The following is a 14,795-nucleotide window of genomic DNA, read 5'->3' on the forward strand; positions in this document are numbered from 1 at the left end:
TCCCGCCGGGTGGCTGGATTACTTGGCCTTGCCGCGCGCTAACCGAATGGTCGGTCGGGAGACAAGGTGGTGGATACGGTGTCGCAGGCCACTGAGCAGACGCCGACGGAGGCGATGTTCTCCGCGGACGAGGCCTCCCGGGGGCTCGGGATCGAGCTGGTGGAGCACGGGGAGGGGACCGCACTGGTCCGGATGACCGTGACCCCGGCGATGGTGAACGGACACCGGATCGCCCACGGAGGGTTCCTCTTCCTGCTGGCCGACACCGCCTTCGCCTGCGCCTGCAACAGCCACGGCCCGGTGACCGTGGCGGCCGGCGCCGACATCGTCTTCGTCGCCCCGGCCCGCGAGGGCGACGTGCTCGTGGCCCGCGCCGAGGAGCGGGTCCGGTACGGACGCAGCGGGATCTACGACGTGAGCGTGCGGCGCGGCGACGAGGTGGTCGCGGAGTTCCGGGGCCGCAGCCGCAGCGTGCGGGACGACGGGCGCGACCGGAGTGCGCGGGACGACGGAGGCAGCCGCGACGCGCGGCAGGAAGCGGCGCGCGAGACGCCGGGCACGACGAAGGAGTCGCGATGAGCAGCGAGCCGACGACCGGGGCGGCCCCGGCACCCCGACCGGGCGAGCCCCTCCCCCACGACCTGCTGGACGACGCCGAGCGCCTGTCCCGCGAGCAGCTCCGGGAGCTCCAGCTCGACCGCCTGCGCGCGACCCTGCGGCACGCCTACGACAACGTGGAGCTGTACCGCAAGAAGTTCGACGCCGCCGGGGTGACCCCCGACGACTGCCGCAGCCTGGCCGACCTGTCCAGGTTCCCCTTCACCACCAAGGCGGACCTGCGGGACACCTACCCCTTCGGCATGTTCGCCGTCCCGATGGCCGACGTGCGGCGCGTGCACGCCTCCAGCGGCACCACCGGCCGCGCCACCGTCGTCGGGTACACCGAGAACGACCTGTCCATGTGGGCGGACGTGGTGGCCCGTTCGATCCGCGCCGCAGGCGGCCGCCCCGGGCACAAGGTGCACATCTCCTACGGCTACGGCCTGTTCACCGGCGGTCTCGGCGCCCACTACGGCGCCGAGCGCGCCGGCTGCACGGTGATCCCGGCCTCCGGCGGCATGACGGCGCGCCAGGTGCAGATCATCCAGGACTTCCGGCCCGAGATCATCATGGTCACCCCGTCCTACATGCTCACCCTGCTCGACGAGTTCGAGCGCCAGGGCGTCGATCCGCGCACCAGCTCCCTCGAGGTCGGCATCTTCGGCGCCGAACCCTGGACCGAGGAGATGCGGCGCGAGATCGAGGAGCGCATGGACATCCACGCCGTCGACATCTACGGCCTGTCCGAGGTGATCGGCCCCGGCGTGGCACAGGAGTGCGTCGAGACCAAGGACGGGCTGCACATCTGGGAGGACCACTTCTACCCCGAGGTCGTGGACCCGCTCACGGACGCGGTGCTGCCCGGGGGCGAGGAGGGCGAGATCGTCTTCACCTCCCTCACCAAGGAGGCACTCCCGGTGATCCGCTACCGCACGCGCGACCTGACCCGCCTGCTGCCGGGCACCGCGCGCCCCGCCTTCCGCCGGATGCGGAAGGTCACCGGCCGCTGCGACGACATGATCATCCTGCGCGGGGTGAACGTCTTCCCCACCCAGGTCGAGGAGATCGTGCTGCGCACCCCGGGCGTCGCACCGCACTTCCAGATGCGGCTCACCGAACGCGGCCGCATGGACCACATGACGGTGCGGGTGGAGGCCCGGCCCGACGCCGCTCCCGAGCAGCGCGAGGCCGCCGCGAGGGCGATCGCCCGGGGCGTCAAGGACGGGGTGGGCGTGACCGTGGAGGTGGAGGTCGTCGAGCCGGAGACCCTGGAGCGCTCGCTCGGCAAGATCCGCCGGGTGTGGGACCTGCGGGGCGCGTGAAACGTGAGCACGGACACGTCCGTTCACCGGCCGTACCGGTGTGCGAGAAGAAACGGATGGGCAGTAAAGACATGATCGGGGGAGGTTGAGTACATCCTGGGGGGACATCCCGTGCGTGTGTGTGTGATCGGTGCAGGCCTGTCGGGGCTGGCGATGAGCCATGCCCTGAAGGAGCGCGGCATCTCCTTCGTCTGCCTGGAGAAGGCGCCCGACGTCGGCGGCCTCTGGCGTCAGCCGGGGGCCGGTGAGCGAGGTCCGGGCTACCAGTCCCTGCACCTGAACACCGCCAAGCAGCTGACCGGTTACGCGGACTTCCCGATGCCGTCCGACTACCCCCTCTATCCCCGGCACGACCAGGTCGCCGCCTATCTGCGGTCCTTCGCCGAGTGGGCGGGACTCCTCGACCACGTGGAGCTGCGGACCGAGGTGGTCTCCGTCCGTCAGGACGCGGACGGCGGGTGGACCGTCGTCAGCCGGGACGCGGACGGCACGCAGACCTCGCGCCGGTTCGAGCAGGTGGTCGTCGCCTCCGGCCACCACACCGACCCGGCCCTGCCCGATCCCCTTCCGGCCGGCGCCGACTCCTTCGCCGGAACGATTCTTCACTCCCTCGACTACCGCGACGGCGGCGACTTCGCCGGCCGGCGCGTCGTCGTGGTGGGCCTCGGTGCGTCCGCGGTGGACATCGCGGCGGACCTCTCCCGGCACGCCGAGCGGACCCTGCTGTCGGTGCGCCGGGGGCTGCACATCGTGCCCAAGCAGGTCTTCGGGATGTCCCTCGACGAGATCGCCGAAGCCCCGTGGTGGAACGAGATGCCCTTCGCCGAGCGGCGCAAGTGGGTGGAACAGGCCCTGCTGGTGGCCCGGGGCAGGCTGTCGGACTACGGCCTGCCCGAGCCCGACCACCCGATCCTGTCCTCCGCGACGACCCTCTCGGACGAGATCCTCAGCCGGATCCGGCACGGTGCGGTGACCCCGAAGCCCGCGATCGCCTCGTTCGAGAGCGACCGGGTGGTGTTCACGGACGGCAGCTCCGAGACCGCCGACACGGTCGTCTACTGCACCGGGTTCCACATGACCTTCCCCTTCCTGCCCCCGGGCTGCCCGGTCGCGGCCGACGGCGCGGTCGAGCTCTACCGGCGGATCGTCCCGGCCGACCGGCCCGGTCTGTACTTCGTGGGCCTGGTGCGGCCCGCGGGCGCCCTCACCCGGCTGGTGGAGGCCCAGGCCCAGTGGGTGGCGCGCCTCGTCGACGGCGCCGCCGCGCTGCCCGGCACCGAGGAGATGCGCGAGGAGATCAGCACGTACCTGACCGGCATCGTCGAGCGCTACGGCCGGACTCGCGGCGCCTCGATCCAGGTCGACGTGAGTCCCTATCTGGCGGAGTTCCGCGAGCCGGTGCCCGTTTGACCCTCCCGCGGGGCGCTGTCGGCGGCCACACCCGGCCGTGACCGTGCCCGGCCGTGACCGTGCCCAGGGCTCCCGGCGGATCGCGCCGGGGCCCTGTCTCGCGGGCGGACGTCCCGTTCAGCGAACCGACAGCGGTTGGCGGACGGTTTCCACGACCGGTGGCCGGACCGTGTAGGCCTCCGAGGAGAGGTACGCCGTCACCCGCGGCGGCTGGTCCCGTTGGTGGGCGAGGGCCAGGTAGGCGATCAGGCCCACCCCGTCCTCGGGCCGCCGCTCGGTGAGGGCGGCCAGGGCACGGTGGAGCACGGAGGCGTCCATGCCGTGGTGGTGCAGCACGGCGGACGCCCGCGCCAGGGCCTCCCCGTCATGCCGGACGTAGTCACGAACCGGGATGTACAGGGTGAATCCACTCGGCCGCGCCGTGCCGGGGTCGGTGAAGGAGTGGCAGGACTGAGCAGGCCGCCCGTCGAGCCCACCGGCGTTGGAGCCGGGACCCGCGGCGGTGCGGAAGAAGCCCTCGACCGCCGTCGGCACGAGGCCCGGGTCCGTCCGGGACAGCCGTGCGGCCTGGTCGGCCGTGAGGTTGTCGTGGCGCAGGTAGACCTTGGCCCGGGGTTCCGCCCAGTTCCCGAGGTCCAGGGCGAGGAACGGGTATCCACTGCCCTGGGGGAGGCTGTCGAAGGCCCGGTGGTGCCCGAGCCGGCGCAGGGCCTCGCGCACCGTCGCGGCGGAACGTTCCTCCCCGCCCACCGCCGGGTTCAGATAGACCTTGACGCCCGGTACACCCCCGGGCCTGAGTTCCAGGGCGCACCACAGGGCGAGGGGGCCCTGCGGAGCGGGGGGCAGGAACAGGTCCAGGAGTTCGTCGAGGGCGTCGGTGCCGAAGTGCCAGCGCCGCGCCATCGTCCGGACCGCCTCCAGTCCGGCACGGCCGTTGTCGGCCAGGCCGGTTGCGCCGCAGCCCGGTTCCACGAGGACCCGCATGGCGGGCGCCGCCCCGGGCCGGAAGGAGAGGGAGAACTCCACGGGGGTGTGGTCGTCGGACAAGAAGGTGCGGGTGGGCGGCGCCAGGCTCAGAGGCCGCTGGGCCACCGGGCCCAACGCGTCGGTCAGGACCCGTGCGTAGGTCTCGACGTCGGCGCGGGACAGGCCGGCGACCGAGCCGAGTCTTCGCAACTGGCCGCCGGTGAAGGAACCGAGCGTGGGTGCGCCCTGCGGGTCCGCGCCCGCCGGCACGGCCCTCAACGGTCCGCCCCCGGCCGGAGCCGCACAAAGCGATACCCGCCTCGGGGGGCGGGTACCGGGGGTTTCGGCGCCGGGAGAGCGGCGTTCGTGGATATGTGGTCCACGACACCTCCTTTGACTCGTAAGCAACTTGAGTACCGCGTTGCTCACTACCCGTGCCGTTCGATCTTCATGCGATTGGGGCGGGTTGGGGAGGTGTTGCGCGGATCACCGCGGCTGAAGCACCGGGGCGGTCTCGCGGGCGTTCATGTCTGCTCCTGGCGGGTGCGGTCCAGCAAGTAGCGGACGAGGGTGGTCAGCGCGGCGGCCGAGGACTTCTCGTCGCGGGCGTCGCAGGTGACGACGGGGGTGTCGTCGAGCAGGTCGAGCGCCTCGCGCAGCGCCCGTTCGTCGCGCAGCGGCGCGCCGTCGAAGTGGTTGACGGCGATGGCGTAGTCGAGTCCGTAGTGCTCGATGAGGTCGATCACCGGGAAGGAGTCCGCCAGCCGCTCCGGGTCGAGCAGCACCAGGGCGCCGAGCGCGCCGCGGGCCATGTCCTCCCACATCTGCACGAAGCGCTGCTGGCCGGGGGTGCCGAAGAGGTACAGCACGACGCGGTCGCTGATGGTCAGGCGCCCGAAGTCCATGGCGACCGTGGTGGTGGTCTTGCCCTGGACCCCCTTGAGGTCGTCGACCGACTCGGCGGCCTGCGTCATCGTCTCCTCGGTGGACAGCGGCTCGATCTCGGAGATGGAGCCGATGAGGGTGGTCTTGCCCACCGCGAAGTGCCCGACGACGAGGATCTTCACCGCCGTCTGGGTCGCCCCCTCGCGTACGTAGTCCCGCTCATCCAAACTTGGCGCGGAGCCCATTGAGCACCTCCTCCAGTATCTCCTTGTCCGCGAGGCGGGCCCGGGCCACCGGCGGACGGGTCACGAGGTGCCCGCCTTCCATCAGCGAGGCCAGCAGGATCCTTACGACGCCCAGCGGGAAGTGGGTGTGCCCGGCGATCTCGGCGACCGAGAGGTAGCCGGCGGAGCAGAGGTCGAGCAGGCTCTGCTCCTCGGGGGACAGCCGGGCCGGCCGCTGCGGCTGCCCGGCGGCGGCGGTGACCAGCGTGATGAGGGAGAGGGCGTCCTCGTCGGGCAGGCCGCGGCCCTTGGTGATGACGTACGGCCGCACTAATTCGGGCGCCTCGGGCTGCCAGCCGTCGTGGCCGGTCATGAGCGGGCGCCCAGGTTCTCGCGCGGCGGTGTCGTCAGCCGCTTGCCGAGCTGGGCGACCAGCTGCTGCATCCGGAAGGTGATGTCCGCCATGTCGACCTCGGGGGAGGCGGACACGCCGAGGTAGGCTCCCTCGCCGGCGGAGATCAGGAAGACCCAGCCGCCGTCGAACTCGACCAGGGTCTGCCGCCAGCTCTGGCTGGGGTCCTCACAGAAGAAGGCCAGGGTGCGGCTGAGCGACTGCACACCGCTCATGGCGGCCGCGACCCGGTCCGCGTCGTCCTTGTCGAAGTCCTGCGTCCGGGCCATCAAGAGGCCGTCGGCGGATATCAGGACCGCGTGCAGGGCGCCCGGAATCTCCAGGGCGCTGTCGAGCATCCATGACAGATCGTCGTTCACGAGACCTCATGTCCTTCGCTGCTTGCACCAGGTGTGTCGCTCGTCCGGCCGGCGTTGTCCGGGCTGTCCGGTTCGGTGACCCGACCGGACTGCGTTCCGCGCTGGAAGGCACCCATGACCTTCGCCTGCTCGGAGTCGGAGCGGCCCACGGCGCGGGGGGTGGACGCGCTGCCGGGCACGATGGCCATCGGCCGCTTGCGGCGGCGCCGGGGCAGACCGTCGCCGTCGGTCTGGGAGGAGGTGAGCGCGGCCTCCGGTCCGCCGTCCGGGACCGGCCGGGTCGTGCCGCGGGCCGCGGGGGCGGCGGCGGGGGCCTTCTTCTCCGGCATGGCGGTGAGCAGTTCGTGCGGCAGCAGGACCACCGCCCGTACACCTCCGTAGGGAGAGGAGGAGTCCACCGACACCTCGAAACCGAATCGTTCGCACAGCAGGCCGATGACGGCGAAGCCGAACTGCGGCGGGTTGCCGAGCCCCGCCACGCCCGAGGCCCGCTCGGTGGCGAGCAGCTTGTCGGCGCGGGCCCGCTCCTCGTCGCTCATGCCGACGCCGGCGTCGTCGACCACGACGCAGATGCCCTTGGGCACGGTCCGGATGTTGATCTCGACGACGGTGTCCGGGCTGGAGTAGCTCGTGGCGTTGTCGAGCAGCTCGGCCAGGGCCAGGGCGACGGGTTCGACGGCCCGGCTGGTGATGCCGAAGTCGGCCTGGGAGAGGATGTCCACCCGACGGAAGTGGCGGATGCGCCCCTGGGCGCTGCGCACCACGTCGTAGACCGAGGCGGTGTCGCGCCGCCCGCCGAGCCAGCCGTCGCACAGTACGGCGATGGACTGCGCCCGCCGCCCGAACTGCGAGTTGGTGTGGTCGATCTCCAGCAGGTCCTGGAGGAGGGCCGAGTCGCCGTACTTGTTCTGCAGCCGGGAGAGCACCAGCTGCTGTTCGGCCGCGAGGCCCTGAAGCGTCCGCATCGCGGACTTCAGCACGGTCTTCGTCTCGTCCTCGGCCCGCTCCTGGGCCGCCTGTACGGACTTCCCGTAATCGTTCTCCAGCTCGGTGTAGTGATCCCTGAGCCCCTGGACCTGCCGCCGCAACGCCCGGGCCGCCTTGCGCTGGCGGCTGATGAGCACGGCGGCGGCGACGAGGGCGACGAGGGCGACCCAGAGCAAGGGGTTCCCTGTGTATTCCGTCATAAGACTCTCTTCAGGCGACTGACAGCCGGCTTGCTGAATTCCCGTCCGTGCGGGCGGCCCGGTGGAGTGCCCGCGCCGGGGGTGGCTGCCCGGGCTGCCCCTCATGTCGGGGATGCCGTCTTTCACCCGTCCGCCCGCTCCGCAAACGCGGTGATCGTATCACCGCATGATCAGGTGAATTGACGTCAAGAAGCGCCCAGGCAAGACCGGTTGGGACCGGCGAACACACGGTTTCGAGTGATGGGTACAGTCGGCCCCGTGAAAGATGCACAAGACACCTTCCGGCCGAGTACGGGCCCGGCTCCGGGCGGCACGGGGTGACACCGGAGGCCATGGCCGCGGTGTTCGCGGCCGGCGTCGGGGCCGGCGCCATCAACAGCGTGGTCGGCTCCGGAACGCTCATCACCTTTCCCGTGCTGCTGGCCACGGGCCTGCCGCCGGTCACCGCCACCGTCTCCAACGCGCTCGGCCTGATCCCCGGCTCCATCAGCGGGGCCATCGGCTACCGCAAGGAGCTGCGCGGCCAGCGCGGGCGCGTCCTGAAGTTCGGCTCCGGAGCGCTGCTGGGCGGCCTCGCGGGCGCCACCCTCCTGCTGACCCTGCCCGCCGACGCCTTCGAGACCGTCGTGCCGGTCCTGGTGAGCCTCGCGCTGCTGCTGGTGGCGTTCCAGCCGCAGATCGTCAGGCTGGTCCAGCGCCGCCGGGCCCGCACCGGTACCTCCCCCCGCCGGGACGGCGGTCCGCTGCTCTTCACCGGCCTGACGCTGGCCAGTGTCTACGGCGGCTACTTCACCGCGGCCCAGGGGATCATCTACCTCTCCCTGATGGGCATGCTCCTGGACGAACCCCTGCAACGGCTCAACGGGGTCAAGAACGTCCTGTCCGCCGTCGTCAACACCGTGGCCGCGCTCTTCTTCCTGTTCGCCGCGGACTTCGAGTGGACCGCCGTCGGCCTCCTCGCGGTCGGCTCGGGCCTCGGCGGTTACGTCGGCGCCAAGGTGGGCCGCCACTTCAGCCCCACGGTCCTGCGGACACTGGTCGTGACGGTCGGCACGGTGGCCCTCGTGCAACTGCTGCTCCGCTAGGTGTTCCCCGGTCCTCGAACGCCTCCGCACTCCCCGGCCGTTCCCGCCCTCCGGGCATAACGCCGCGTTATGCGAAGCCGGGATTGCCCGGCCGGGGTCCGGGCCCGACATGCTGTGGGCGCCCCCACACATCAGCACGCGCCCACGCGCGTGTCGTCGGAATCGAGGAGCCTTGCGAACAACGAGACTCGTCCCCACCCTGCTGGCCACCCTCGTGGCCGCGCTGCTGTCCGCCCTCGCGCTCTCCCCGACCGCCTCGGCGGTGGAGCCCCGGCCCGGTGACGGCGGCCCCCAGCCGATCATCGGCGGCGGCTACGCGCAGAACGCCCCCTGGGCGGCCCGGCTGTTCTCGGGCGGCCAGCAGACCTGCACCTCGACCATCATCTCCCCCACCTGGATCCTCACCGCCAAGCACTGCGTCAGCGGCGGCAACCTCGCCTTCCGGATCGGCAGCCTCGACCAGGGCTCCGGCGGCACGGTGGCGAACGGCGTCCAGACCGTCACCAGCCCCTCGGCCGACCTCGCGCTGGTCCGGCTCGACCGCTCCGTCTCCGCCACCTACGCCCGGCTCGGTCAGCCGGGCACGGTGCGGGTCGGCCAGACCGTGCAGGTCTACGGCTGGGGAGCGACCTCCCGGTGCGGCTCGGAGATCAACTGCCAGTCCCAGTACCTCAAGGTGGCCAACGTGAGCGTCACCCAGGGCTGCTACGACGCCTACTACGGCCAGGCGATATGCGCCCGTCCCGTCGACGGCATCACCGCGGGCGGCGACTCCGGCGGTCCGATGATGGCCGGCGGTGTGCAGGTGGGCGTCGCCTCGACCAGCGACCGGCAGTCCACCACGGCGTACACCAACGTGACCGCCTACCGTTCCTGGATCCAGTCGGTGGCGGGCGTCTGACTCCTCCCGCCCTCCGGCCCCGGTCCTGCGCCCGCCTCCGTCACCGCGGAGGCAGGCGCAGGACCCCGTGCTCGTCGCGGATGTCCGTGAGGACGTCGACGACCTCGGCGTCCCGGCCCCGCGGGTCCGAGGTCACCAGGGCCGCCAGGTCCCCGAGGCAGCGTTCGCCGTCCGCGGGCGGCCGTTCGCAGAACAGCACGTACCCGCGCACGCGGCGGACGGTCCCCGGCTCCAGCCGCCACACCCCCATGCCGGCCCCGCCGCTGGTCACGGCCTCCGGGTACGTCGCGCGCAGCGCGGGCCGGACCGAAGCGTCGATCCGCCGGGAGAAGGCCTGCCGCTCCTCGAAGGGCGACACGATCCGCAGGCGGGCCGAGGCCGTGTCGACGGTGTGACCGGCGTCCTCGCCGACCGGGTACGCGGCGACGTAGTACGCCTTGTCCGCCAGGGCGGCGAGCCTCGGTCCGTGGGTGAGCCGCAGGACGGTGGGCAGCGTCCGCTTCGCGGCCGGGAGGCCCTCCGCCGTGCCGGGGGCGGCGAAATTGACGGTCACCCAGCCGGGCACCTCCTTCGGGCCCTGTTCGGCACGGGCCGTGACCCAGCGTTGCGCGCAGGCGCCGGCGCGGGCGAGGACCTCGTCCAGCGTCCCTTCGCTCACCCGTGCCTCGATCCAGGGGGCCGTCAGCTTCTCGTCGGTGGCCAGGACCGGGTGCCCGCAGCCGTCGAAGGCCTCGCGCATCGCGCGCAGGTGCCGGGCCTCCCGCCGGGCCCGGTCCACCGCCTCGCGGAGTGCGTCGGCGCAGTCCGGGCCGCCGTCGCAGCGGTCCTTGCCGGCGTCCACCCGGAACCTGACGGCCGCGTCCGGGTCGTCCTCGACCGACAGGGTGACCTCCGAGCCGGTGGTCTCCGGGAACAGGATCCGGGCGTCCACGACGTCGAGTTCGCCGGGGTACAGCTCCTCGGCCAGTTCCCGGGCCCGCCGGACGTCGTCCTCGGTGTCGAACGCCGCGCAGCCGGTGACCAGCAGCCCGGCCAGGAGCGCCGCGAGCCCCCAGCCGACGCGCCCCGCCCGCCACCGGCCGCTCCCCCGCGCAGTGCACCGACGCCCCATGGCTCCCCCTCCGTGTACCACCGACGGCGCCACGATAGGAGCCGTGCCCGGCACCGCGGATGAGTACGGGAACTCATCCACGTCCTGAGTGCCGCCGCCAGTGCCGCGGCCCCCCGTCCAGGGAGCGGACGGCCGGGGCGGGCGCGTGGTGAGTACATCTAGTGTTCGCGGTGACCCAGAGGTGCCCCGCGCGTGAAGGAGTCACGGCATGACCGCCCAGACAGCCCGCTCCCAGGCCGACGAGGACGAGGCGGCCGTGCTCCGGCTCCAGGACGTGGGCGTGCGCCGCTTCACTCCGGACCAGCTGATCCTCGACGGCGTGGACTGGGCGGTCCGGCCGGGCGAGCACTGGGCGCTGCTGGGGGCCAACGGGGCCGGGAAGACCACCCTGCTGCGGCTGCTCGGCGCGCTCATGCACCCCACCACGGGCACGGTCGAGGTCCTCGGCAGCCGGCTCGGCCGGGTGGACGTCCGTGAGCTGCGGGCGCGCATCGGTCACGTCAACTCCGCCCAGCGGGTGCCGCAGGACCTGACCGCCCACGCGGTGGTGCTCACCGGCCACAGCGGCACCGTGCAGCCCCTGTGGCGGACGTACGGCGAGGAGGTCCGGCTGCGGGCCCACGACCTGCTGCTCGAACTGGGCGTCAAGGAGCTGGCCGACCGGCCGTACGGGGTCTGTTCGGGCGGGCAGCGGGCGCGGGTCCTGATCGCCCGGGCGCTGATGGCCGATCCGGCACTGCTGCTCCTGGACGAGCCGTTCAACGCCCTGGACCTGCCCTCCCGCGAGGACCTCGTCGAGGCGATGCACCAACTGGCCGAGGGGCGGCCGCGGCTGGCCACCGTCACGGTCACGCACCATCTGGAGGAGCTGTCCCCGGCCGTCAGCCACGCCCTGCTGCTGCGCGAGGGCCGGGTCCTGTCCCGGGGCGCGGTGGACGAGGTCCTGACCGGCTCCCTGCTCACGTCCTGCTTCGGCCGGGACATCACGGTGGCCCGGCGCGACGGCCGTTGGTCGGCCTACTCGGGCCGCCGCGTCGGCGGCTGACACGACCGTGACCGGGGCGAGGGCGGCCCCGGACGTATCGGCGTACGCGACGTCCGGGGCCGCCGCCCGGCTCCCCCGCCGGGGACTGCCCGTGCACGGCTCGGGGGAAACGGGCCGCGGCGGTGACCGGGGGCAAGTGCACACCCACGGGCTACCCGGTCAACCCGGCGCGGACAGCGCCCGGACGGGCACCTTCAGGCGCAGCCCCAGGCGGACATCCCCTGCAGACGGGCGAGGCGTTCCGCCACGGCGATCTGCTCGGCGCGGGTGGCGAGGTCCGCGCGCGGGGCGTACTTCAGGCCGCCGGCGGCGATCCAGCTGGACCGTGCGAACTGCAGGCCGCCGTAGTAGCCGTTGCCGGTGTTCGCCTGCCAGTTGCCGCTGGACTCGCATGCGGCGATGGCGTCCCAGTCGGTGCGCAGGGGCGTCGAGGGCGCGGCCACCGCTTCGCCGGCCACCCCGAGTGCGGTCGCGGCGACCAGGGTCACCGCGGCGGTGCGGATCCTGCGGCCACGCGAACCGCGCACGTCGCTCTGACGATCATTTCGTCTACAGATCATACGAAGACTGTTACACCAGGTGACCGCCGGTCGCCGCACCGGCCACCGCACCTTGGGCCAGTCGGAGCACGCGCCCTCCCCCGCCCGTCACAGTCTCACCGCGCCGACCGTATGCGCCCCGCGCCGGCGGGCACCGCCGCCTCGGCGGCGAGATAGTCGGGGACCGCCTCCTTGTCGACGAGCCGGTTGAGCCGGCTCGGGACGTCGAAGCCGATCAGCACGATGACCACGAGGGTCAGCGAGAAGGTCAGCACGGCGAGCGACTGGCCGAGCGACATGGTCGACGCCAGCTTGGCGCCGAGCACCGGGGCGACGGCCCCGCCCAGCGCGCCGACGTTGTAGGTGAAGCCCAGGGACGCGGCCCGGGTCTCGGTCGGGAAGTGCCCGGCGATGAACTTGGGCAGCAGCCCGGAGATGCCCTGCATGCAGGCCAGCATCAGGAACAGCAGGATGCCCAGCTGGAGTTGGCTGTCCCGGATGGCGAAGACCGGGAAGACGAAGGCGATGCCCACCACCAGGGTGCAGGCGTACGCCCTGCGGGTGCCGAACCGGTCGCCGACGAAGCCGGTGACGATGCAGCCGGCCATCGTGCCGAACCCGGCGTAGTAGAGCGCGTCGCTCACCTGTGCCGGGCTGAAGCCCAGCTCGGTCTTGAGGTAGGTGGGCAGCAGGGCCTGGACCGGCCAGCTGTAGAGGAAGGCGCAGAAGACGGTGACGCAGAGCGCGAGGAACAGCACCCACCGCCTGCGGCCGCCCAGTTGTACCGCGAAGGCGACGAGACAGGCGGTCGCCAGGACGGACAGCACGGGCACCGCGCCCGCGCCGAGCGGGGTGAACACCGCGAAGAGCGAGCCCGTGGCGACGACGACGAGCACCGTGTTGACCGTCGCCCGGCGGCGCCCGGCGAACAGCGGCCGGAAGGGATTGGGCCGTTCCCCGGTCGCCCCGACCCGCGCCTCCCAGTCGTCGGCCTCGGGCAGTGCCCGGCGTACCCACAGCGCGACGACGACGGGGAACAGGCCGATGTAGAACAGCCAGCGCCAGCCGTGGCCGGGCACCACGTGCTCGTAGACCTCGGCCGCCAGGACGCCGCCCAGCGAGAAGCCGGAGATGAGGAAGCCGGAGGCGCGGTTGCGCAGCCGGGCGGGCCAGCTCTCCAGGACGTAGGTGGCGCTGGCGCTGTACTCGCCCGCCATGCCCATGCCGATGAGCAGACGGGCCGTGAACAGGCTGGTGTAGTCCCAGGCGAAGCCGCAGGCGAAGGTGCCGACCGAGTACAGCAGGATGCTGGCCACCATGGCGCTCTTGCGGCCGAAGCGGTCCCCGAGGGCGCCGAGTACGGCACCGCCGAGCCAGCGGGTGATGAAGGCTCCGGAGACGAGGCTGGCGGACTCGACGGTCGACAGTCCGAAGTCGTCGGCGATCTCGGTCAGGACGAGCGTGATGAGGACGAAGTCGAAGCCGTCGAGGAGGTAGCCGATCCAGGCGGCGAAGAAGGACTTCCACTTCTCCCGGGTGATCTCTCGGTACCAGGGCTGGGAGGTCGGGGTGGTGCGCGCAGATGACATGGCGATCCTATGCGGGTGGGGAGACGCGCGTCGGGGACGAGAGCGGTCGGGGAGGGAGCGGGGGGCCGGGCGGGCCGGACCGGGCTCGGCGGTCACCGGCCCGGTCCCGGGGTCACAGGAGTCCGGCCTCGGCGAGCCGGGCCCGGACCCGGGCGACGGCCGGCGCGTCGAGCGGCACCTGCGGTGCGGCGGTGGCCGGGCAGTCGATGAGGCCCAGCAGGTGCGCGGCGGCCTTGAAGGCGCCGAGCGCGCTGGAGCTGCCGCCCATCAGGGTCGGGTCGCCCGCGTCGGTGAGGTCGAACAGGGCGGCGAGCCGGTCCTGTTCGGCCCGGGCCGCCGCCCAGTCGCCGGCCCGGGCGGCCTCGTAGAGGCGTACGTAGCCGCGGGCGTCGACGTTGCCGAGCCCGGGCACGACGCCGTCCGCGCCGGCCAGCAGCGCGCCGTCGACGGTGAGCTCGGAACCGGTGAGGACGGTGAAGCCGGGGGTGCGGCGGCGCAGCGCGGCCAGCAGGCGGCGCAGGGAGCCCTCGTCGCCGCTGGAGTCCTTGAGCCCGGCCAGGGTGCCGTCCCCGGCCAGGCCGAGGACGACCTCGCGGGGCAGCTTGGTGTGCACGGCGACCGGGATGTCGTAGGCGAACAGCGGCAGTCCGGCGCCCTCGCGCACGCGCCGGAAGTGGTCGGCGATCTCCACGGGGTGGGTGCGGGTGTAGAAGGGCGCCGTGGCCACGAGCGCGTCGGCGCCCGCCCGGACCGCGTCGGCCGCCCGGTCCAGGACCCGGGCCGTGGTGGTGTCGATGACCCCGGCGAGCACGGGGACCCGGCCCGCGGCGGCGTCGACGGCCGTCTCCAGGGCGGTCAGCCGCTGGGCGTCGGTGAGGTAGGCGGCCTCGCCGCTGGATCCCAGCAGGAACAGGCCGTGCACACCGGCCGTGATCAGGTGCTCGGTGAGCCGGCGCACCGAGGCGGTGTCCACCTCCCCCGCCGGGGTGAGGGGGGTGATGACCGGGGGGACGACACCGCTCAGCGGCGTGGGGATGGGCATGCGGTACTCCAGGTCGTGCTGTTCCCGTCCCGGGACGGCGGCGCGCGGCAGCGTGCCGAGACCCAGGTGACGGGGGACGTAGGATGTCCCATGTCCTGTTAGAGTGACACATGGCAGA

At 72.6% G+C, this 14,795-nt stretch carries 15 protein-coding genes; 6 read left to right on the forward strand and 9 right to left on the reverse strand.

Translation table 11 applies throughout. The features are described 5' to 3' along the window. The first annotated feature begins 66 nt into the window (after positions 1-66). The 3 genes from paaI to Sru02f_RS22450 all read left to right on the forward strand — a co-directional run bounded on the left by paaI (position 67) and on the right by Sru02f_RS22450 (position 3,332). The gene (paaI, locus tag Sru02f_RS22440) at positions 67-579 is read left to right on the forward strand and encodes a hydroxyphenylacetyl-CoA thioesterase PaaI (RefSeq protein ID WP_109032231.1); all 513 of its coding nucleotides are present in this window, start codon (positions 67-69) and stop codon (positions 577-579) included. Then, positions 576-1,922, forward strand: coding sequence for a phenylacetate--CoA ligase PaaK (paaK, locus tag Sru02f_RS22445; RefSeq protein WP_109032230.1), 1,347 nt, complete (start codon positions 576-578; stop codon positions 1,920-1,922). Before paaI ends, paaK begins: the two co-directional genes overlap by 4 nt. 111 nt (positions 1,923-2,033) lie before the next feature. Further along, positions 2,034-3,332 (forward strand): flavin-containing monooxygenase, encoded by a 1,299-nt coding sequence (locus Sru02f_RS22450; protein WP_109032229.1) that lies wholly within the window; start codon positions 2,034-2,036, stop codon positions 3,330-3,332. A 117-nt stretch (positions 3,333-3,449) separates the two neighbouring features. Here the strand turns inward: Sru02f_RS22450 and Sru02f_RS22455 are convergent, their stop codons facing one another. The 5 genes from Sru02f_RS22455 to Sru02f_RS22475 all read right to left on the reverse strand — a co-directional run bounded on the left by Sru02f_RS22455 (position 3,450) and on the right by Sru02f_RS22475 (position 7,365). Beyond that, entirely contained in the window at positions 3,450-4,577 is a 1,128-nt protein-coding gene (locus tag Sru02f_RS22455; protein WP_109032228.1) for a tryptophan dimethylallyltransferase family protein, read from the reverse strand. Between the two features lie 245 nt (positions 4,578-4,822). Beyond that, positions 4,823-5,428 (reverse strand): GTP-binding protein, encoded by a 606-nt coding sequence (locus Sru02f_RS22460; protein WP_109032227.1) that lies wholly within the window; start codon positions 5,426-5,428, stop codon positions 4,823-4,825. Then, complete coding sequence (locus Sru02f_RS22465; protein WP_109032226.1) at positions 5,403-5,780, reverse strand: DUF742 domain-containing protein; 378 nt, start codon at positions 5,778-5,780, stop codon at positions 5,403-5,405. The genes Sru02f_RS22460 and Sru02f_RS22465 overlap by 26 nt, the downstream gene beginning before the upstream one ends. Further along, on the reverse strand, positions 5,777-6,178 hold the full coding sequence (locus Sru02f_RS22470; protein WP_109032225.1) for a roadblock/LC7 domain-containing protein: 402 nt from the start codon (positions 6,176-6,178) through the stop codon (positions 5,777-5,779). Before Sru02f_RS22470 ends, Sru02f_RS22465 begins: the two co-directional genes overlap by 4 nt. Further along, a complete protein-coding gene (locus tag Sru02f_RS22475) occupies positions 6,175-7,365 on the reverse strand; it encodes an ATP-binding protein (RefSeq protein ID WP_109032224.1) in 1,191 nt (396 codons plus the stop codon). Before Sru02f_RS22475 ends, Sru02f_RS22470 begins: the two co-directional genes overlap by 4 nt. A 332-nt stretch (positions 7,366-7,697) precedes the next feature. On the opposite strand from Sru02f_RS22475, the gene Sru02f_RS22480 reads away from it, so the two are divergent. Beyond that, positions 7,698-8,450: a sulfite exporter TauE/SafE family protein gene (locus tag Sru02f_RS22480; protein WP_174855089.1), complete on the forward strand. Its 753-nt coding sequence runs from the start codon at positions 7,698-7,700 to the stop codon at positions 8,448-8,450. A gap of 172 nt (positions 8,451-8,622) precedes the next feature. Continuing rightward, on the forward strand, positions 8,623-9,351 hold the full coding sequence (locus Sru02f_RS22485; RefSeq protein ID WP_164271562.1) for a S1 family peptidase: 729 nt from the start codon (positions 8,623-8,625) through the stop codon (positions 9,349-9,351). 40 nt (positions 9,352-9,391) lie between these two features. On the opposite strand, the gene Sru02f_RS22490 is transcribed toward Sru02f_RS22485, so the two are convergent. Continuing rightward, complete coding sequence (locus tag Sru02f_RS22490) at positions 9,392-10,462, reverse strand: SCO7460 family lipoprotein (protein WP_109032221.1); 1,071 nt, start codon at positions 10,460-10,462, stop codon at positions 9,392-9,394. A gap of 208 nt (positions 10,463-10,670) precedes the next feature. Here Sru02f_RS22490 and Sru02f_RS22495 point away from each other — a divergent pair, with 208 nt between their 5' ends. Next, positions 10,671-11,507, forward strand: coding sequence for an ABC transporter ATP-binding protein (locus Sru02f_RS22495; protein ID WP_109032220.1), 837 nt, complete (start codon positions 10,671-10,673; stop codon positions 11,505-11,507). A gap of 194 nt (positions 11,508-11,701) precedes the next feature. Here Sru02f_RS22495 and rpfE read toward each other — a convergent pair whose 3' ends face one another. From rpfE to Sru02f_RS22510, 3 genes are all read right to left on the reverse strand, one after another. Next, positions 11,702-12,067, reverse strand: a complete 366-nt coding sequence (gene rpfE / locus Sru02f_RS22500) for a resuscitation-promoting factor protein RpfE (RefSeq protein ID WP_109032219.1) — start codon at positions 12,065-12,067, stop codon at positions 11,702-11,704. Positions 12,068-12,162: 95 nt separating this feature from the next. Then, entirely contained in the window at positions 12,163-13,635 is a 1,473-nt protein-coding gene (locus Sru02f_RS22505) for a sialate:H+ symport family MFS transporter (protein ID WP_109032218.1), read from the reverse strand. A 112-nt stretch (positions 13,636-13,747) separates the two neighbouring features. Beyond that, the gene (locus tag Sru02f_RS22510) at positions 13,748-14,677 is read right to left on the reverse strand and encodes a dihydrodipicolinate synthase family protein (RefSeq protein WP_109032217.1); all 930 of its coding nucleotides are present in this window, start codon (positions 14,675-14,677) and stop codon (positions 13,748-13,750) included. Positions 14,678-14,795: the final 118 nt, after the last annotated feature.

Source organism: Streptomyces rubrogriseus (genome assembly GCF_027947575.1).
Taxonomy (GTDB): domain Bacteria; phylum Actinomycetota; class Actinomycetes; order Streptomycetales; family Streptomycetaceae; genus Streptomyces; species Streptomyces rubrogriseus.

Excerpts from the sequence above, each read along its gene's own strand:
- Sru02f_RS22505 (WP_109032218.1), bottom strand. The coding sequence starts at position 13,635 with ATGTCATCTGCGCGCACCACCCCGACCTCCCAGCCCTGGTACCGAGAG.
- Sru02f_RS22490 (WP_109032221.1), bottom strand. The coding sequence starts at position 10,462 with ATGGGGCGTCGGTGCACTGCGCGGGGGAGCGGCCGGTGGCGGGCGGGG.
- Sru02f_RS22495 (WP_109032220.1), top strand. The coding sequence starts at position 10,671 with ATGACCGCCCAGACAGCCCGCTCCCAGGCCGACGAGGACGAGGCGGCC.
- Sru02f_RS22465 (WP_109032226.1), bottom strand. The coding sequence starts at position 5,780 with ATGACCGGCCACGACGGCTGGCAGCCCGAGGCGCCCGAATTAGTGCGG.
- Sru02f_RS22460 (WP_109032227.1), bottom strand. The coding sequence starts at position 5,428 with ATGGGCTCCGCGCCAAGTTTGGATGAGCGGGACTACGTACGCGAGGGG.
- rpfE (WP_109032219.1), bottom strand. The coding sequence starts at position 12,067 with ATGATCTGTAGACGAAATGATCGTCAGAGCGACGTGCGCGGTTCGCGT.
- Sru02f_RS22475 (WP_109032224.1), bottom strand. The coding sequence starts at position 7,365 with ATGACGGAATACACAGGGAACCCCTTGCTCTGGGTCGCCCTCGTCGCC.
- Sru02f_RS22510 (WP_109032217.1), bottom strand. The coding sequence starts at position 14,677 with ATGCCCATCCCCACGCCGCTGAGCGGTGTCGTCCCCCCGGTCATCACC.
- Sru02f_RS22480 (WP_174855089.1), top strand. The coding sequence starts at position 7,698 with ATGGCCGCGGTGTTCGCGGCCGGCGTCGGGGCCGGCGCCATCAACAGC.
- paaK (WP_109032230.1), top strand. The coding sequence starts at position 576 with ATGAGCAGCGAGCCGACGACCGGGGCGGCCCCGGCACCCCGACCGGGC.